Source organism: Bacillus sp. RC240, assembly GCF_044907945.1.
Taxonomy (GTDB): Bacteria; Bacillota; Bacilli; order Bacillales; family Bacillaceae_G; genus Bacillus_A; species Bacillus_A mycoides.
Window position 1 is genome coordinate 22,714 of the sequence record NZ_JBIYCT010000014.1, and the last position, 16,244, is coordinate 38,957.

The 16,244-nt window shown below is 35.4% G+C and carries 17 protein-coding genes, 1 pseudogene and 1 riboswitch; of the genes and pseudogenes, 11 read left to right on the forward strand and 7 right to left on the reverse strand.

The window, feature by feature from the left end; all coding sequences use genetic code 11:
• Nucleotides 1-22: 22 nt before the first annotated feature.
• Nucleotides 23-352: a PH domain-containing protein gene (locus ABH955_RS26805; RefSeq protein WP_404449357.1), complete on the reverse strand. Its 330-nt coding sequence runs from the start codon at nucleotides 350-352 to the stop codon at nucleotides 23-25.
• A gap of 160 nt (nucleotides 353-512) precedes the next feature.
• Complete coding sequence (locus tag ABH955_RS26810) at nucleotides 513-1,490, reverse strand: LacI family DNA-binding transcriptional regulator (protein WP_404449355.1); 978 nt, start codon at nucleotides 1,488-1,490, stop codon at nucleotides 513-515.
• 305 nt (nucleotides 1,491-1,795) lie between these two features.
• Between ABH955_RS26810 and ABH955_RS26815 the strand changes: the two genes are divergently transcribed.
• Nucleotides 1,796-1,888: a DUF3948 family protein gene (locus tag ABH955_RS26815; RefSeq protein WP_012260201.1), complete on the forward strand. Its 93-nt coding sequence runs from the start codon at nucleotides 1,796-1,798 to the stop codon at nucleotides 1,886-1,888.
• Between the two features lie 70 nt (nucleotides 1,889-1,958).
• Here ABH955_RS26815 and ABH955_RS26820 read toward each other — a convergent pair whose 3' ends face one another.
• Nucleotides 1,959-2,564, reverse strand: a complete 606-nt coding sequence (locus ABH955_RS26820; protein WP_002063482.1) for a lysophospholipid acyltransferase family protein — start codon at nucleotides 2,562-2,564, stop codon at nucleotides 1,959-1,961.
• 337 nt (nucleotides 2,565-2,901) lie between these two features.
• Between ABH955_RS26820 and ABH955_RS26825 the strand changes: the two genes are divergently transcribed.
• The gene (locus ABH955_RS26825) at nucleotides 2,902-2,997 is read left to right on the forward strand and encodes a DUF3948 family protein (protein ID WP_404457883.1); all 96 of its coding nucleotides are present in this window, start codon (nucleotides 2,902-2,904) and stop codon (nucleotides 2,995-2,997) included.
• A gap of 69 nt (nucleotides 2,998-3,066) precedes the next feature.
• Here ABH955_RS26825 and ABH955_RS26830 read toward each other — a convergent pair whose 3' ends face one another.
• On the reverse strand, nucleotides 3,067-3,207 hold the full coding sequence (locus tag ABH955_RS26830; protein ID WP_002063481.1) for a YrzO family protein: 141 nt from the start codon (nucleotides 3,205-3,207) through the stop codon (nucleotides 3,067-3,069).
• Between the two features lie 21 nt (nucleotides 3,208-3,228).
• The gene (locus ABH955_RS26835; protein ID WP_404449350.1) at nucleotides 3,229-4,197 is read right to left on the reverse strand and encodes a DMT family transporter; all 969 of its coding nucleotides are present in this window, start codon (nucleotides 4,195-4,197) and stop codon (nucleotides 3,229-3,231) included.
• Between the two features lie 127 nt (nucleotides 4,198-4,324).
• On the opposite strand from ABH955_RS26835, the gene ABH955_RS26840 reads away from it, so the two are divergent.
• Nucleotides 4,325-5,191, forward strand: coding sequence for a LysR family transcriptional regulator (locus tag ABH955_RS26840; protein WP_002063480.1), 867 nt, complete (start codon nucleotides 4,325-4,327; stop codon nucleotides 5,189-5,191).
• A 427-nt stretch (nucleotides 5,192-5,618) separates the two neighbouring features.
• Nucleotides 5,619-5,699: pseudogene (locus tag ABH955_RS26845) on the forward strand (DUF3948 family protein); the annotation flags it as partial.
• Nucleotides 5,700-5,764: 65 nt separating this feature from the next.
• On the opposite strand, the gene ABH955_RS26850 reads toward ABH955_RS26845, so the two are convergent.
• The gene (locus ABH955_RS26850; protein WP_404449348.1) at nucleotides 5,765-6,712 is read right to left on the reverse strand and encodes a substrate-binding domain-containing protein; all 948 of its coding nucleotides are present in this window, start codon (nucleotides 6,710-6,712) and stop codon (nucleotides 5,765-5,767) included.
• Nucleotides 6,713-6,846: 134 nt separating this feature from the next.
• Between ABH955_RS26850 and modA the strand changes: the two genes are divergently transcribed.
• The 3 genes from modA (at nucleotide 6,847) to ABH955_RS26865 (ending at nucleotide 9,482) form a co-directional block, all read left to right on the forward strand.
• Nucleotides 6,847-7,653, forward strand: a complete 807-nt coding sequence (gene modA, locus ABH955_RS26855) for a molybdate ABC transporter substrate-binding protein (RefSeq protein ID WP_404449346.1) — start codon at nucleotides 6,847-6,849, stop codon at nucleotides 7,651-7,653.
• Between the two features lie 5 nt (nucleotides 7,654-7,658).
• The gene (gene modB / locus ABH955_RS26860; protein ID WP_404491856.1) at nucleotides 7,659-8,333 is read left to right on the forward strand and encodes a molybdate ABC transporter permease subunit; all 675 of its coding nucleotides are present in this window, start codon (nucleotides 7,659-7,661) and stop codon (nucleotides 8,331-8,333) included.
• Nucleotides 8,334-8,630: 297 nt separating this feature from the next.
• Nucleotides 8,631-9,482, forward strand: a complete 852-nt coding sequence (locus ABH955_RS26865) for a GRP family sugar transporter (protein WP_002009926.1) — start codon at nucleotides 8,631-8,633, stop codon at nucleotides 9,480-9,482.
• 67 nt (nucleotides 9,483-9,549) lie between these two features.
• On the opposite strand, the gene pnuC is transcribed toward ABH955_RS26865, so the two are convergent.
• Nucleotides 9,550-10,200 (reverse strand): nicotinamide riboside transporter PnuC, encoded by a 651-nt coding sequence (gene pnuC, locus ABH955_RS26870; protein ID WP_404449343.1) that lies wholly within the window; start codon nucleotides 10,198-10,200, stop codon nucleotides 9,550-9,552.
• Nucleotides 10,201-10,396: 196 nt separating this feature from the next.
• Between pnuC and proC the strand changes: the two genes are divergently transcribed.
• The 4 genes from proC to ABH955_RS26890 all read left to right on the forward strand — a co-directional run bounded on the left by proC (nucleotide 10,397) and on the right by ABH955_RS26890 (nucleotide 16,209).
• Nucleotides 10,397-11,200 carry a pyrroline-5-carboxylate reductase gene (proC, locus tag ABH955_RS26875; protein ID WP_002091431.1) on the forward strand — a complete coding sequence of 268 codons (804 nt, stop codon included), beginning with the start codon at nucleotides 10,397-10,399 and terminating at the stop codon, nucleotides 11,198-11,200.
• Between the two features lies 1 nt (nucleotide 11,201).
• The gene (locus ABH955_RS26880; RefSeq protein WP_002063472.1) at nucleotides 11,202-12,035 is read left to right on the forward strand and encodes an aldo/keto reductase; all 834 of its coding nucleotides are present in this window, start codon (nucleotides 11,202-11,204) and stop codon (nucleotides 12,033-12,035) included.
• A gap of 154 nt (nucleotides 12,036-12,189) precedes the next feature.
• Nucleotides 12,190-12,294: riboswitch (SAM riboswitch) on the forward strand.
• Nucleotides 12,295-12,426: 132 nt separating this feature from the next.
• The gene (locus ABH955_RS26885) at nucleotides 12,427-14,067 is read left to right on the forward strand and encodes a peptide ABC transporter substrate-binding protein (protein WP_404491858.1); all 1,641 of its coding nucleotides are present in this window, start codon (nucleotides 12,427-12,429) and stop codon (nucleotides 14,065-14,067) included.
• A gap of 501 nt (nucleotides 14,068-14,568) precedes the next feature.
• Nucleotides 14,569-16,209: a peptide ABC transporter substrate-binding protein gene (locus ABH955_RS26890; RefSeq protein ID WP_404491859.1), complete on the forward strand. Its 1,641-nt coding sequence runs from the start codon at nucleotides 14,569-14,571 to the stop codon at nucleotides 16,207-16,209.
• Nucleotides 16,210-16,244 lie beyond the last annotated feature (35 nt).

The window sequence follows — 16,244 nt, forward strand, 5'->3', positions numbered from 1 at the left end:
TTATGTTTAAACAAAGGGGTGATTAATTATTCATATTCGCTCTAACTGTACGGACAAAGCGCTCCACACTCCCACTCTGAATATACTTAGCTCTAATGGTTTCACGATTACAAGTACATTCGAAATATGGACGGAAATCTATGTCATCTATATGCAAATACGAATACTCTTCAAATATCGCAGGATAGCACGGAAATTTCCCGTAAAATAGAAGACGTCTAGTAGTGGCAACAAAAATCCCATGTTGATAACATAAAGTAAAGTCATCCTTTTCAAATATCCCTACGACAAACGCTAAAATCTTTTCGTCATCCTCTACATATTTTTTCATACTTAATAAAAGTTCATTCATGCATATCCCTCCAAATTCTATTCATTGTTTTAACACTTGAAAAGAATCCATGGATTATTACAGACCGGTGTAACTCTTTTATAAAGTATGAAACGCGTTTCCTGTCAAAGACATTTCAAAAAATAATCCGTTATGTGATTATACACATAACGGATTATGACTAAACTGTAGAACGTTCCACAAGTTTATATGGAATTTCCATCTTTTCTTGTTTAGAACCCTCATCACTTACTTGCCTATAAAACATTTCAAAAGCCGTCTTACCTATTCCCTTTAAATTTTGGTCAATGGTTGTCAGTTGTAAAACTTGAGAAATCGGTTGATTATCAAAACCAATAATCGCTAAATCCTCAGGAACTTCAATACCTAATTTTTCAACTTCTGTCATGATCCCAATAGCAACTTCATCTCCTGCCACTATTAATGCTTCAGGAGGATTCTCCATCTCCTTGAATTGATGTGCAACTCTTACACCATCTTCTAATGTAAAGCATTCTGTGAAAATCCAATCTTCCATCACTTCTTCATCTATTAATTGTAGCTGTTGTTTATAAGCATCAAAACGTTTCTTACTACTTGGCCCTAACTTTCTTCCCGTACAATATCCAATCTTCTTATAACCTTTTTCAATAAGGTAACTCATCCCTAATTGAAAGGCATTAAAATGATCTGTATATACACTCGATATGCTTTCAATATCATTATCCTCACAAGCAATAACCGCCCCATACGCTGCATAAGGCTCTATAGTTTCCCACTCATTAGCACGAGAACAAATGATAAGACCGTCTAGTTGCTTTGTTTTCAACATATGTAAACTTTTCATTTCTTCTTTTTTATTGTAGTTCGTTTGACAAAGAAGCACCCTGTAATTATGAGCTAACGCAACTTCCATCATTCCACCCACCATCGCATCAAAAGATGGATGATTAATATAAGGTAAAATCACGCCAACAATATTCGTCTTCCCTTTTGATAAATGCACAGCATTTGCATTTTGCGAGTAATTCAATTTCTCAACTATTTCTAAAACAACTTTCCTTTTTTCTTCACTTACATATGGATGATCATTTAATACCCTCGAAACAGTCGTAACTGAAACCCCAGCCATCTTTGCAATATCTTTAATATTAGCCATACACTCACCTCTACTTTTAACTTAATGAATCACATGAACATATGTCAAATCTTCTCATCATGACACTTTCATTCGTTTTTCTTACAAAAGTGTAATTTTCCTGTAAGCTAATTCGATAGTGACTCTCCGCAACATTTCATATAATTAAGTCAGAAACAGGGCAACAACCATTTGAAAAGGAGCGGATCTATATGATGAACAAAATGAAAACGAACAATTTCTTAAATACAATGAGCTTGGTATTTTCCGCTCTTATCGATGCAAAAGCTGTTGCTTCTACATTAAACAAGTAAGGAGAATGCATTATGAACAACATCACTTTTAATAAATTAGATTTTTTAGGACTAGCTAGCGGCACGGTTCTTCTTACTGCTTTCATTTACGCTGCTACACTATAACTTTGTGTCCCCTTTCCCCTTTATATAAATAATAATAGAAAAGACGACCGTCTATACCCGGTCGTCTTTTTTAGCTTTGATTCGGCTGCAAAACTTCCTTTAGTTCTTCAAACTTTGCATTTAATTCATCTGTCATCATCTTCATAGCCGTTTTTCGATCTATTTGTTCTTCAGCATCAATTTGAATTGGGTCTCCAAAAACTAATCGCGCTTTTTTTCCTTTTATCAATTCTTTTATACTTGATGGACCAACATAAGCTGCCGGTATTAACGGAACGTTAGAACGCATTGCAATCGTAACAGCCCCAGCTTTTAGTGAAACGTCTTCTGATGACCTCGTCCCACTCGGGAAAATCCCTACTACTTTTCCTTCTTTTAATAAACGTGATGGAATTTTTAATGTGCTTGGCCCTGGATTCGCACGGTCTACAGGGAATGCATTTACATTTTTAAAAAACCAATTTTTAAATTTCCCTTCAAACAATTCTTTTTTTGCCATGTAATGAATTTGGGTTGGGTACATTCCTGCCGCTAACATTAAAACATCCATAAAACTTGTATGTGTACACGCAACAACATAAGGGCCATCTTCCGGTAATTTCTCTCTCCCTTGTACTTCTACCTTCCCAGCCATTTTAAATATATATTTCAACGAAAATGTAATTGGTTTATACATTTGTTTCGTTCCTTTCTGAATATCCGAAGTATAATCATTTTCTTACAACGATTATAACACTAAGTTTTAGGAGTTGGTAATAAAAATAAGTATTTATTGTTAAATTTCAATTCTTACAAAAGTGTAATTTTCTTGTAAGCTAATTCGATAGTGACTCCCCCCCAATATCTTATACAATCAAGTTAGAAAGTAACAACAACCATTTGAAAAGGAGCGGATCTATATGATGAACAAAATGAAAACGAACAATTTCTTAAATACAATGGGCATGGTATTTTCCGCTCTTATCGATGCAAAAGCTGTTGCTTCTACATTAAACAAGTAAGGAGAATTTATAATGAATAACATGACTTTTAACAAATTAGATTTTTTCGGACTGGCTAGCGGCTCGATTCTTCTTACTGCTTTCATTTACGCTGCTACGCTTATATAACTTTGTGTCCCCTTTCCCCTTTATATAAATAATAATAGAAAAGACGACCGTCTATGCCCGGTCGTCTTTTTAATTTTTTCTTTCCTTCAAGTCTTTTAAAAGCTGTATCAGTTCAGCTTGTTGTTTTATATTTTTACGACCGTTTCGATTAATTGCTGCAAGCTCGCAGGCAACTCCAGCAGCAAAGAAAAACAATAAACTTTCTAACATATAAAATCCTCCAGTTGCCTATTAAACAGCTTGACGCAATTGCTTTTCTTGCAAAATTTGTTTATTTATATTTTCTTCTTTTCTCTGACAAACATTATTACGAATAAGCGCTGCAATAACAAATAATGTTCCTAATACATCAAATGTCGTTATCTTATATCCTTGTATCATCATAATAACTAAAGTAGTAATTGGCACAAAGTTAATAAATAAAATACCATTAATTGATGATAAGATTTTCACACCGTAGTTCCAAGCAAGTAGCGCTACAATACCTGGTAATGTCATCATAAATAATAAATCATATTTCACAATAGAAATCGATCCCATACTTGGGACTGAAACGTATCCAAGCGCCGTAATGATTACCGTTATAATTCCTGTGACAGCCGTACCAAATACACAGGTCAACGTAGAATAACGTAACGTAGACCAATCACTACACGTTTGACCACCCATCGTATAAATAACCCATCCTACAACACCAACAAATATAAATGCTAGTGAAAACATGTTATCTTTCAATGTTAAAAAGAAACTCATATCACCTTTTGTAATAACAAATACAGCTCCTACAAATGCGATAATCATGCTCGTTATCATATACTTCTTCGGCTTTATATTTTTATATCCCCATAAAATACAAATTGAAATCATCGGCATAAGCGCCTCCATAATAGAAGCTACCATCACACCTGATTTTCCCATTAACATTTGTCCTAGAAAAATTAATACATTATATACGGTAAACGCCATTGTTCCAAAAAAGACGAGTAACTTCCCTCTTCCTTCTAAGCGAAATGCTTTCTTTCCTTCTTTCATTAGCAATAATACAATCAGTACAATTGCTACGGCTCCATAGCGAATAAGTGAAAAATAAAATGGATCTATGTATTCTAGTGCATGATCAGCAACAGGAAACATTGCCCCCCATGACATACTTGCAACTAAACATGCCAACGCACCTATTATCATTTGACTTCTTCTCACCGCAATCCCTCACTTCTTTCTATTTGCACAAAGAGAATTGTAAAAGAAAAAATATATCACGTAAAATGATTCAAAATGATGTTAACTATCATTTATAATGATAGTTAACATCAAGGAGGAGCATAAAATGGAATTACGAGACTTACAAATCTTCCAGAGCGTTGCCGACCGCGGTAGTGTAAGCGGCGCAGCAAAGGAATTAAATTATGTACAATCAAATGTAACCGCACGTATTAAACAATTAGAAAACGAGCTGAAAACACCTCTCTTTTACCGTCATAAGCGAGGCATGACTTTAACAGCTGAAGGAAGAAAAATGCTCGTTTACGTTCATAAAATTTTGCAAGATGTTGAAGAGCTAAAACAAGTGTTTTTAGATAGTGAAACACCATCTGGCATATTAAAAATTGGTACAGTCGAAACAGTCAGTACATTGCCTACCATTTTGTCTTCTTACTACAAAAGCTATCCAAATGTCGATTTATCATTACAAGCTGGTCTAACGGAAGAACTTATTAGAGAAGTGCTCGATCACCAATTAGATGGTGCCTTTATATCAGGTCCTATTAAACATCCACTAATTGAACAATACGATGTTAGTACCGAGAAATTAATGCTTGTTACACAAAATAAAGCTTTTCATATAGAAGAATTTACTACGACGCCCCTACTCGTTTTTAATCAAGGATGTGGATACCGTTCCAAGCTTGAACGATGGCTTAAAGATGAAGGTTTGCTACCAAAAAGAATTATGGAATTTAACATATTAGAAACTATATTAAATAGCGTAGCGCTCGGTCTTGGGATTACACTCGTCCCCCAGTCTGCGGTGCAGCACCTTTCTACAGCAGGTAAAGTCCACTGCCATCCAATTCCGGAGAAATACGGCAGTATTTCAACTGTTTTCATACGCCGTAAAGATAGTTACATGACCAATTCGATGCGCAGCTTTTTAAAAACAATTAAAGAGCACCATCATATCAATATGCTTTAAAAGACATTCTTACATGAATGTCTTTTTTTCTTACAAAAGTGTAATCCTCCCGTAAGCTAATTCGATAGTTGCAGCCGGCCATATTTCATATAATTAAGACAGAAAGCAGGGCAACAACAATTCGAAAAGGAGCGGATACACATGATGAACAAAATGAAATCAAACAAATTTTTCAATACAATGGGCATGGTGCTATCCGCACTTGTCGATGCAAAAGCAGTTGCAACTACATTAAACAAATAAGGAGAGATTATGATGAACAACATTACCTTCAACAAATCAGACTTTATCCCGCATTAACGGGCAGTAAGACTCCCACTTCAAAATTCAGCGAAATCAAAGAAGTTAGGTTTGGGATCAACTGCCCGTAAAAGCCCGATTGGTGAGGGCTAATAATCAGCGAGGGATACCCCGCCCTCACTGATTAAAGTTTCACTTTATCGAACTTGCAAGTGGAGCAGCTCTTCTTACAGCTTTCATTTACACACTTGCTCAAAGTCTTATTTAACACTTTGTTTCCCCCAACCCCTTTATATATAGAAAAGGCTGCTCGTCTTATAGACAAGCAGCTTTTTAGTTTGTTTCATATATAATTTGGCCTGTTTTGCTTATATCATATCCACCAATTGCTTTTAATTCATTGTGAAACTCTTCAGATTGCAAAACCTCTTTTATAACCTCAATAAGTTCCTCATTTTCTCTATTCTTCAGAAGTACTAAATCATACTGTTCTTTCATTATTGGAATAAAGTCTACGTTCACAATTTGGGAAAACTTTTCTGATCCTACCCCAACATCAGCTTTTCCATTCGCGACTTGCGAGGCAACGCCAAGGTGATTCGATTCTTCCCATTCATACCCGTTAATATCTTCTTTACTTAATTTTTGAATTCGCAATTGCTCATCCACTAACACCCTAATACCAGAACCTTTTTCTCGATTTACAAATCGTATAGATGACTGAGCTAAATCAGCCCATGTTTTTATATTTTGTGGGTTCCCTTTTTGCACATAAAACCCAACATTTCTTGCTAATAAATTCATCATAATATATGGTTGTCCAACTAAAATACGTTTTACGTAAGGAACATTATATGTACCCGTTTCACCATCAAATAAGTGTAAACTAACGACGCTTCCTTCTCCTTGGTACATCTTCACTAAACTCGTTAAACTACCTTGATACGCTCTCAATATATTAGAATTTGGCAATCGATTTTCTATATGCTTTGCCAACATATCTAACGTTAGTTCTTGACCACTAATGATGCGTGTATTCGAACTACTAATTTCATCCTTCTTTACAGGAGTAAATTGTACCTTCCCTGTTTTCATTTGCTTTATATATTGTTCTAAATCAGCTGCATCAATGCGCATTTGTCTACCAACCCTATAAGAAGGAAGTTCTCCTTTTTTAATTAGGTCGTATACAGTTAATTTTGATACTTTTAATCGCTTTGCTACTTCTTCCGTTGTGTAGGAATGATGATCCATAGACGATTCCTCACTTTCTTCCTTCATTGTAACAAAGAAAAGAATATTTCTCCTAGTTTTAAAAAACAACTATACCGTTCAAATTATATTCAATTATAACTAGTTATAATTAGTTATAATTAGTTATAATTAAATATATCAAAACAAAAGGGGATTTTTTTATGAATAAGTTTACATTACGATCCATTGGGGCACTTATACTTTCTTTTCTTCTTATATTTAGTGCTGCATGTACAAGCGGAGAAAAGAAAGAGAAATCAACTGCCAAAGAAGGAAAAACAGTAGAACTTACTATATCCGCTGCTGCAAGCTTACAAGATGCACTAAAAGAAATTGAAACAAAATATAAAGAAAAAGAACCTAATATTAAACTTTCTTTTAACTTCGGTGCTTCTGGTGCACTTCAACAACAAATTGAGCAAGGTGCACCTGCTGATTTATTCTTCTCTGCAGCAGAGGATAAATTCCAAACTCTTGTTAAAAAAGGATTTATTAATGAAAAAGAAGGGAAAAACCTTCTTGGAAATGAACTAGTTCTAGTCGTTCCAAAAGATAGTGCTCTTACAAAATTTCAAGATTTAAAGGATGAGAAAATCAAGAAAATCGCACTTGGTACACCCGAATCTGTACCTGCAGGAAAATATGCAAAAGCTTCTCTCACATATGAAAATCTTTGGAATGACGTTCAAAATAAAATCGTATTTACAAAAGATGTTCGCCAAGTGTTAACATATGTAGAAACAGGTAATGTTGATGCTGGTATTGTATATAAAACAGACGCTCTCGTTTCAGAAAAGGTAAAAATTGTAGAAGCGGTAGCAGCTAATTCTCATGAGCCAATCCACTATCCTTTAGGTGTTATAAAGGAATCTAAGCATAAGAAAGAGGCGACTTCATTCTATGAGTATTTACAATCAAAAGATGCACAATCTATCTTTAAGAAATATGGATTTACAATCCTGCCATAATCGCTATGAGCTTTGATGCAATTTTGTCACCTGTCTTTCTATCCTTGCGAGTAGCTGCGTGCGCCACAATAATCGTTACGATCTTAGGAACGATTATTGGACGAGCATTAGCGCGCTCCTCGTGGCGATATAAAGTACTACTAGAAACTATTTTCTTATTACCAATGGTGCTTCCACCAACTGTTATCGGCTTTTTTCTAATTATCATTTTTGGAAATAACAGTCCCATTGGAAAGTGGATTGAATCATTATTTCAGCAGTCCATTATGTTTACATCTACTGCTGCTATCATTGCTTCTACAGTCGTTGCATTTCCGCTCATGTACCAATCAGCAAAAACAGGATTTTCTATCGCAAATGTACAAATTGAAGATGGCGCGCGCGATCTTGGTGCAAGTGAATATCAAGTTTTTCTACATGTTACACTCCCGCTTGCATTCCCCTCACTACTTAGCGGTATGATTTTAAGCTTTGTTCGCGCACTCGGTGAATTTGGTGCAACTTTAATGTTTGCAGGAAATATACCTGGCAAAACTCAGACGATTCCAACGGCGATTTATATGGCTATTGATGCGAGTAATATGCAACTAGCTTGGACACTTGTAATCATAACGATTAGTATGTCCCTTCTATTCTTACTATGCATTCAACTCATTAATAGAAGAATTACTACTTCTTAAAGCAACTTTCGACAAAAGTTGCTTTTTATTTCCCGAAAAATAAAATGATTTGATTAATAACTGAATTTTTCTCCTTATTTAAATATACATTTTATTTGAATTCACTTTCTAAAATAGGTAATTTCCTGTTATTATATGAAAGTGTTTCAAAAAATGAAGAAATGAAAACGCATTTATATCGTAAATTCTTCATCCTGTTTTAGCGATCGGTAATCTTCTACTCTATTAGTGGGGCATTACCGATCGTTAGAACGATATGTAATTATATTGGTATAGAAAACCGAAGGGAGTCTTGTAATGGACATTTTATTAGCGCTTCTTCCTGCAATCGCATGGGGAAACATCTTATTAGTAAGCGTAAAAATGGGCGGTGGTGCATATAGCCAAACGGTAGGTATGACAATCGGTGCTCTATTCTTCGCAACAACTATGTATGTATTTACTCAACCAACTTTAACAATGACAGTCTTGATTGTTGGCTTTATTTCAGGTTTATTCTGGGCTTTAGGACAAGTAAACCAATTAAAAACAGTTGAAAAACTAGGTGTTTCAACTACTGTAACTATTTCTACTGGTATGCAACTTGTTGCAACTTCTATCTTTGGAGTTATCGCTTTTCGTGAGTGGACTACTACTACAACGATTGTTCTGGGAACGATTGCAATCCTATTAATCGTAGTTGGTGTAGTATTCACATCACTAGATGATAAAGAAAATGCACAGCCACCAGGACAATTGAAAAAGGGACTTCTTACTTTAATTGTTTCTACTTTCGGTTATCTTGTATATGTAATTATTATTCGTTGGTATAACATTGATGGTTGGTCTGCTATTTTACCACAGGCAGTTGGTATGTTCGTTGGTGCGGTTGTACTGACGTCTAAACATAAACCATTTAACAAATATGCAATTCGTAATGCTGTATCTGGTTTACTTTGGGGAACAGGAAACTTATTCTTACTTCTTTCATTACCACGTGTCGGAGTAGCGACAAGCTTCCCATTATCTCAAACTGGAATCGTTATCTCAACATTCGGTGCGATTGTCTTCTTAGGTGAAAAGAAAACAAAACGTCAATTGATCTTTATTGCTCTAGGTAGTGTTTTAATTATCGGCGGCGCTGTATTGCTTGGTATGACAAAAGCATAAATTTATACTATATTTAAACCCCCTGAAACGTATATGCTTCAGGGGGTTTTTTGATTACAATTATTTTCTAAATATAATTATTTACACGTTCTCGCTCTTTATGGTTTTTCTTCCATTCTAGCAAGCCATCGATACATAAAAATAGATTAATAATAGCTAATACTAACATGACGTATAAGCCCGTTGAAATATAAATCACAATGCTAACTATGTTATACAAAATCCATAAATGCCAATTTTCTAAGATTTTTCGGCTCAGCATAAATTGAGCTACTAATCCTAATACAGCGTTTAAAGCATCTAAATATGGACTTGTCGATTCTAAATAACGGACTTGATAATATCCCCAACCAATCCAAGCAACTAAAATAAAAAGTATATAAATAATCCATCCTTTCAAATCTAAGCGGACTGTCGGTTTTACCTTCTCCTCCCCACTACACGCAATCCAGTAATACCAACCGTACACATTAAATATAAATTGGAAGGCTGCTAATACTGCCATTGCGTATAAGCCTTGTGTAGTGAAAATATACAGAAATACCGCAACTGTAATCATCCCAAATAAAAAGTTTGATACCTTTTCCCTTGCAAGTAACCAAACATTAATAATCCCCATAACCGATGCGAAAATTTCAATATAACTTGATCGGATATAGAATCCAACTAATATGCAAATAATACTAGAAATGAGTAAAAAAAGTGGACTTCTAACCATATTTATCTCTCCCCAGATATGTAATAAACTCCCTATCAACAGTATAAGAAATAACTCTTATACTTACTATAAATTTTCTCCTGTAAAACTCCCCACTCATCTATTCCACTTACGATAAGCCGTTTCTTTTTACAAAATTCTCTTAAAAATGGTATCGTTTTTTATAACATATTCTCATCAGAAAGGAATAAAGGATATGCCTAATAAACATCGAATTTTATTTATTGGTGCCGGTCGTATGGCAGAAGCTATATTTGCTGGACTACTTACAACAAGTAAAGAATACATCGAAGAAATTATTGTTTCCAACCGAAGTAACATAGAAAAACTAACGCAATTACAAACTCAATATGATCTATCGATTACAACAGATTGGAAACAGCATATTAAATCTGTAGATACAATCGTTTTAGCAATGCCGCCTGTCGCACATGAACAGCTATTAGCGGATCTATCCCCTCTTCTAACTAATCAATTTGTCGTGACAGTTGCTGCCGGAATCGGACCATCTTATCTAGAAGAAAGACTTCCCCAAGGGACACCTGTTGCTTGGATTATGCCAAATACAGCTGCTGGAATTGGAAAGTCTATCTCCTTATATACGACGGGACATTCTGTAGATGAAACACATCAAGAAACGTTACAACTTCTTTTAAAAGGTATCGGTACCTCACAGTTTTGTACCGAAGAGGAAGTTCACCAACTTACCGCAGTTACTGGTAGTGCACCCGCTTTTCTCTATCACTTTGCTGAAGGGTTAATTGAAGCAACGAAAAGCTATGGTATTGATGAGGAAACAGCAAAACACCTTGTCATTCAAATGATTGCTGGCTCTGCCGCTATGCTCCAGCAAAATCAGGATCCAGCTATGCTCCGCGAACAAGTAACAACACCAGGAGGTTCAACGGCTGAAGGCTTAAAAGTTCTATATGAAAATAATTTTTCAGAAGTCATTCAACAAGCAGTTGAAGCGACCAATAAAAAAGCTAGGGGGAATTAATATGACTTTAACAAGTTTAAATGACTATACAACATTACATAACGGCGTGAAAATGCCTTGGTTCGGCTTGGGTGTTTTTAAAGTTGAAGATGGTACAGAAGTAATTGATTCTGTAAAAGCAGCTATAAAAAATGGATACCGTAGTATCGATACTGCTGCGATATATAAAAACGAAGAAGGCGTTGGACAGGCAATTCAAGAATCTGGTATTCCTCGTGAAGAGTTATTCATCACTTCAAAAGTGTGGAATAGTGATCAAGGTTACGAGTCAACACTACAAGCATTTGAAACTACATTAGAAAAATTAGGTCTAGAATATTTAGATCTATATTTAGTACATTGGCCTGTAAAAGGAAAATACACTGAATCATGGAAAGCTTTAGAGCAGCTTTATAAAGATGGTCGTGTTCGTGCTATCGGTGTGAGTAATTTCCATATTCACCATTTGCAAGACGTATTTGAAATTGCAGAAATTAAACCAATGGTTAACCAAGTGGAATACCACCCACGTTTAGCACAAGAAGAATTACATGCCTTCTGTAAAGAACATAACATCCAGCTTGAAGCTTGGTCACCATTAATGCAGGGGCAGCTACTTAATCACCCAACATTACAAGAAATCGCTACGAAATATAATAAATCGACTGCACAAGTTATTTTACGTTGGGATCTACAAAATGAAGTTGTAACAATCCCTAAGTCTATTAAAGAACACCGCATTATTGAAAATGCAAACATCTTTGACTTTGAATTAAGCTCGGATGATATGAAAGCAATTCAAGCTTTAAATGAAAATCATCGCGTTGGTCCAGATCCTGATAACTTTAACTTCTAGTAGGGAAACCACTGCCATATGCAGTGGTTTTTTTATTTTTAATAAAACTGAAAATTTAAACTATATTCCATTTGATTGACACTTCATTATCTAAGGTGTAAGATTTTGAATTATCAAAGAAACACAAAAATTAATAAAATTTATTTGTTTACTCATTGTATCAAGAGAGGTGGAGGGACTGGCCCTTTGAAACCTCGGCAGCAGGTTCATTTTGAATACTGTGCCACTTCCTGCAAGCTTTGTGCTTGAAAGATAGAATGAGGGACTTCGTTTATATACGGGTGCATAACTTGTACGTAAAAATCCCTCTTTCTCAATACGAAAAGAGGGATTTTTTATTTTTCATTTCCCTCATCATCATCCAAACTTAATTATTTAGGAGGAAAATCAAATGAAAAAGAAGTTTGTACCCGGTATTGCATCAATTGTAGGAGTAAGTATTTTATTAACTGGTTGCGGTAGTTATAAAAACGAAGCGAGCGGAGCAAATGCAAAAGACGAGGCACCTAGTAAACAGGTTTTAAACTTATCTTCACCTACCGAAATACGAACAATGGATACGGCTCGTGCTACAGATACTGATTCTGGTCAAGTAATGAGAAACGTATTTGAAGGTTTGTATAATCTTAGCGAAGGTAACAAGCCTGTCCCTGGCGTTGCAAAATCTCATGAAATAAATGGCGATAAAACGAAATACACATTCCATTTACGAGATTCAAAATGGTCAAACGGCACTCCTGTTACAGCGAAAGATTTTGTCTTCGCTTGGCAAAGAGCTGTCGATCCAGCAACAGCCTCTGAATATGCATTTCTATTCTTTGATATTAAAAATGCAACAAAAATTAACAACAAAGAACTTCCTGCCGATCAACTTGGTATAAAAGCAGTTGATGACCATACGTTTGAAGTAGAATTAGAGCGCCCTGTTCCGTATTTTATTAGCTTAACGGCGTTCCCAACATTTCTACCAATCAACGAGGAATTCTTTAAAGCACAAGGTGATAAGTACGCTTTAGAAGATAACAAAATCTTATACAACGGAGCTTTTACACTAAGCGATTGGAAGCATGAACAAAGCTTTAAATTTAAGAAAAACCCTACCTATTGGGATAAAGATAATGTCAAACTCGAAGAAATCAATTTCAACGTTGTGAAAGAAAAATCAACAGAAGTAAATTTATTCGAATCCAAACAATTAGACCGTATAAAACTAACATCTGACTTCGTTGATAAATATAAAAAGGATGCTAACTTTAAAGAACGCCCGAACGTAGGCGTACAGTTTTTACGTATGAATCAACAAAACAAAGTACTTCAAAACGTTTCTGCACGCCAAGCAATCGATCAAACAATTGATCGAAAATCCTTTGTAAATACATTATTAAATGATGGCTCTACACCAACCTTTAGTCTCGTGCCGAAAAACTTTGCAAAAGGGCCTGATGGAAAAGACTTCCGTACTGCAAACGGCGATTTAACAAAAGTTGATACAACATCTGCACAAGAATTATGGAAGAAAGCAAAAAAAGAACTTGGTTCTGAAAAGATAACATTAGAATTATTAACAAGTGATGGTGACCTTGAGAAGAAAACTGGTGAATTCCTAAAAGGGCAACTAGAAAAGAATTTAGATGGCTTAACAGTAAATATAAAACCGCAACCACGTAAACAACAAGTTTCACTCTTATTAAAAGGTGACTACGAGATTGGAATTGACGGTTGGAGCCCTGACTTTGCTGATCCAATTACATTCCTTGAACTATTTACGACGAATAACCCTTACAACTTAGATCATTACTCTAATAAAGAGTTTGATGACACAATTGAAAAAGTTAAAACTACTTTGGCTGGTGATGAAAAAGCTCGCTGGGAAGCGTTACTAGCATCAGAAAAAATCTTATTTAAGGACTCTGTTATCGCTCCTCTTTACCAAAAAGGAGAATCTTATCTAGAACGTTCTTATGTAAAAGGAATTGTGCAAGTAGACTTCGCAGGCCAGTTAAACTTCAAGTGGGCAAAAATTGAAAAATAAAGTGAAACTTTAATCAGCCCTCACCAATCGGGCTTTTACGGACAGTTGCCCCCCCTTACTTCTTTGCTTTCACTGAATTTTGAGGTGAGGATCTTACTGCCCGTTAATGCGGGATAAAATGCAACTTAGATCATTGTGTTCCCACCCACACCCATTGTTTTTTTAGCAAAATATATTAAAAGCGGATTCCCTAATATGAGGAAATCTGCTTTTAATATATATTATTCCAAGAAATTAACACTCCACTTTTTATTATTGACATATAGTTCTTTCTAGTGTTAATATTCTAAATAATCAAAGAGACGAAATATTTAACCATCAAAATGTAATGTCTACAAAGTTGAAACATATAACGTCAGATTATAGTTCAACATGTATATACATATAGAACACCTGATTACCTATATACACATATTTATAATAGGTTTTCTCTTCTGTAGCTACACTTCAAGACATGGACATTATGGCGTTACGAACAACACATTTAGGGAGGAAAGAACAATGAAGAAAAAAGTTGTACCTGTTGTTGCATCTGTTTTAGGGGCAAGTCTACTACTAACTGCTTGCGGGGGAAATAAAGATAATGCAGGCGGAGCAAAAGCGAATGATAAAGCACCTGATAAACAAGCGATTAACTTATCATTTGCTTCAGAAATTCCAACAATGGATGTTGCAAGAGCAACGGATGGGGAATCCATGAACGTAATGCGAAATGTTTTTGAAGGTTTATATGCAATAGGAGAAGATAATAAACCGATCCCTGGTGTCGCTGAGTCGGTTGACATTAGTTCAGACAAAACAAAGTATACTTTCCATCTTCGTGATTCAAAATGGTCAAACGGTACTCCTGTAACAGCAAAAGACTTTGTATTCGCTTGGCAACGTGCCGTAAACCCTGAAACAGCAGCTGAATATGCATTCTTATTCTTTGATATAAAAAATGCGAAACAAATAAATCAAAAAGAAGCAGCGATCGATCAATTAGGCGTTAAAGCTCTTGACGATAAAACTTTAGAAGTACAACTGGACCGCCCTGTTCCCTACTTCTTAAGCTTAACGACATTCTCAACATTCTTACCAATTAATGAAGACTATTTAAAATCTCAAGGCGATAAATACGGTTTAGAAACAAATTATTTAATTTACAATGGTGCTTTCACATTAGATAACTGGAAACATGAACAAAGCTTCCAATTGAAGAAGAACCCTAACTATTGGGATGCTAAAACTGTAAAACTAGAAGAAATCAACTTCAATGTCGTTAAAGATAAATCTACAGAAGTTAACTTATATGATTCAGGACAAATTGATCGCGTTGCTTTAACTGCGGAGTTTGTTGATAAGTATAAGAACGATACCAACTTCAAGGAACGTGCTGAAGTCGGTATCCAATTCTTACGACTAAATCAGAAAAATGCAGTATTAAAAAATCAACATGCACGCCTCGCTATTAACGAAGCAATGAATAAAAAAGCGTACGTAGAAACAATTTTAAATAACGGTGCAATCCCAGCAGAAGGAATGGTTCCTGCGAAATTCGCAAAAAGTCCAGACGGTAATGACTTCCGTAAAGAGAATGGAAATCTAGTCAAAGATGATGTGAAATCTGCAAAAGAAAACTGGAAAAAAGCGAAGCAAGAACTTGGTACTGACAAAGTAACAATTGAACTATTAACAAGTGATAATGCTTTAGCTAAGAAAACTGGTGAATATTTAAAAGGTGAATTAGAAAAGAATCTAGATGGATTAACAGTGAATTTAAAACCGCAACCACGTAAACAACAGTTAAAGCTACTATTAAGTGGTGATTACGAAATCGGAATCGATGGCTGGGGTCCTGACTTCGCGGATCCTATTACATTCTTAGATCTATTCACAACAGATAGTGCTTATAACTTCGATAAATACTCTAACAAAGAGTACGACGAGCTTATTCGTAAAGTAAAAACTGATTTAGCTGGTGATGAAAAAGGTCGCTGGGAAGCAATGAAGCAAGCTGAAAAAATCTTATTACAAGATGGTGCTGTTGCTCCTTTATACCAACAAGGTCGTTCTTACCTACAACGCGGATTTATTAAAGGACTTGTAACAACTGACTTCGGCGGTGAATTTAACTACAAGTGGACAGAAGTTGCAAAATAATAAACGCTAGTAAAAAAGGTATCCCACGAAGGATA

Excerpts from the sequence above, each read along its gene's own strand:
- ABH955_RS26850 (WP_404449348.1), bottom strand. The coding sequence starts at position 6,712 with ATGAAGGAAGAAAGTGAGGAATCGTCTATGGATCATCATTCCTACACA.
- ABH955_RS26865 (WP_002009926.1), top strand. The coding sequence starts at position 8,631 with ATGGACATTTTATTAGCGCTTCTTCCTGCAATCGCATGGGGAAACATC.
- ABH955_RS26880 (WP_002063472.1), top strand. The coding sequence starts at position 11,202 with ATGACTTTAACAAGTTTAAATGACTATACAACATTACATAACGGCGTG.
- ABH955_RS26820 (WP_002063482.1), bottom strand. The coding sequence starts at position 2,564 with ATGTATAAACCAATTACATTTTCGTTGAAATATATATTTAAAATGGCT.
- ABH955_RS26890 (WP_404491859.1), top strand. The coding sequence starts at position 14,569 with ATGAAGAAAAAAGTTGTACCTGTTGTTGCATCTGTTTTAGGGGCAAGT.
- ABH955_RS26810 (WP_404449355.1), bottom strand. The coding sequence starts at position 1,490 with ATGGCTAATATTAAAGATATTGCAAAGATGGCTGGGGTTTCAGTTACG.
- ABH955_RS26815 (WP_012260201.1), top strand. The coding sequence starts at position 1,796 with ATGAACAACATCACTTTTAATAAATTAGATTTTTTAGGACTAGCTAGC.
- ABH955_RS26805 (WP_404449357.1), bottom strand. The coding sequence starts at position 352 with ATGAATGAACTTTTATTAAGTATGAAAAAATATGTAGAGGATGACGAA.
- modA (WP_404449346.1), top strand. The coding sequence starts at position 6,847 with ATGAATAAGTTTACATTACGATCCATTGGGGCACTTATACTTTCTTTT.
- pnuC (WP_404449343.1), bottom strand. The coding sequence starts at position 10,200 with ATGGTTAGAAGTCCACTTTTTTTACTCATTTCTAGTATTATTTGCATA.
- ABH955_RS26830 (WP_002063481.1), bottom strand. The coding sequence starts at position 3,207 with ATGTTAGAAAGTTTATTGTTTTTCTTTGCTGCTGGAGTTGCCTGCGAG.
- ABH955_RS26825 (WP_404457883.1), top strand. The coding sequence starts at position 2,902 with ATGAATAACATGACTTTTAACAAATTAGATTTTTTCGGACTGGCTAGC.
- ABH955_RS26840 (WP_002063480.1), top strand. The coding sequence starts at position 4,325 with ATGGAATTACGAGACTTACAAATCTTCCAGAGCGTTGCCGACCGCGGT.
- ABH955_RS26885 (WP_404491858.1), top strand. The coding sequence starts at position 12,427 with ATGAAAAAGAAGTTTGTACCCGGTATTGCATCAATTGTAGGAGTAAGT.
- modB (WP_404491856.1), top strand. The coding sequence starts at position 7,659 with ATGAGCTTTGATGCAATTTTGTCACCTGTCTTTCTATCCTTGCGAGTA.
- proC (WP_002091431.1), top strand. The coding sequence starts at position 10,397 with ATGCCTAATAAACATCGAATTTTATTTATTGGTGCCGGTCGTATGGCA.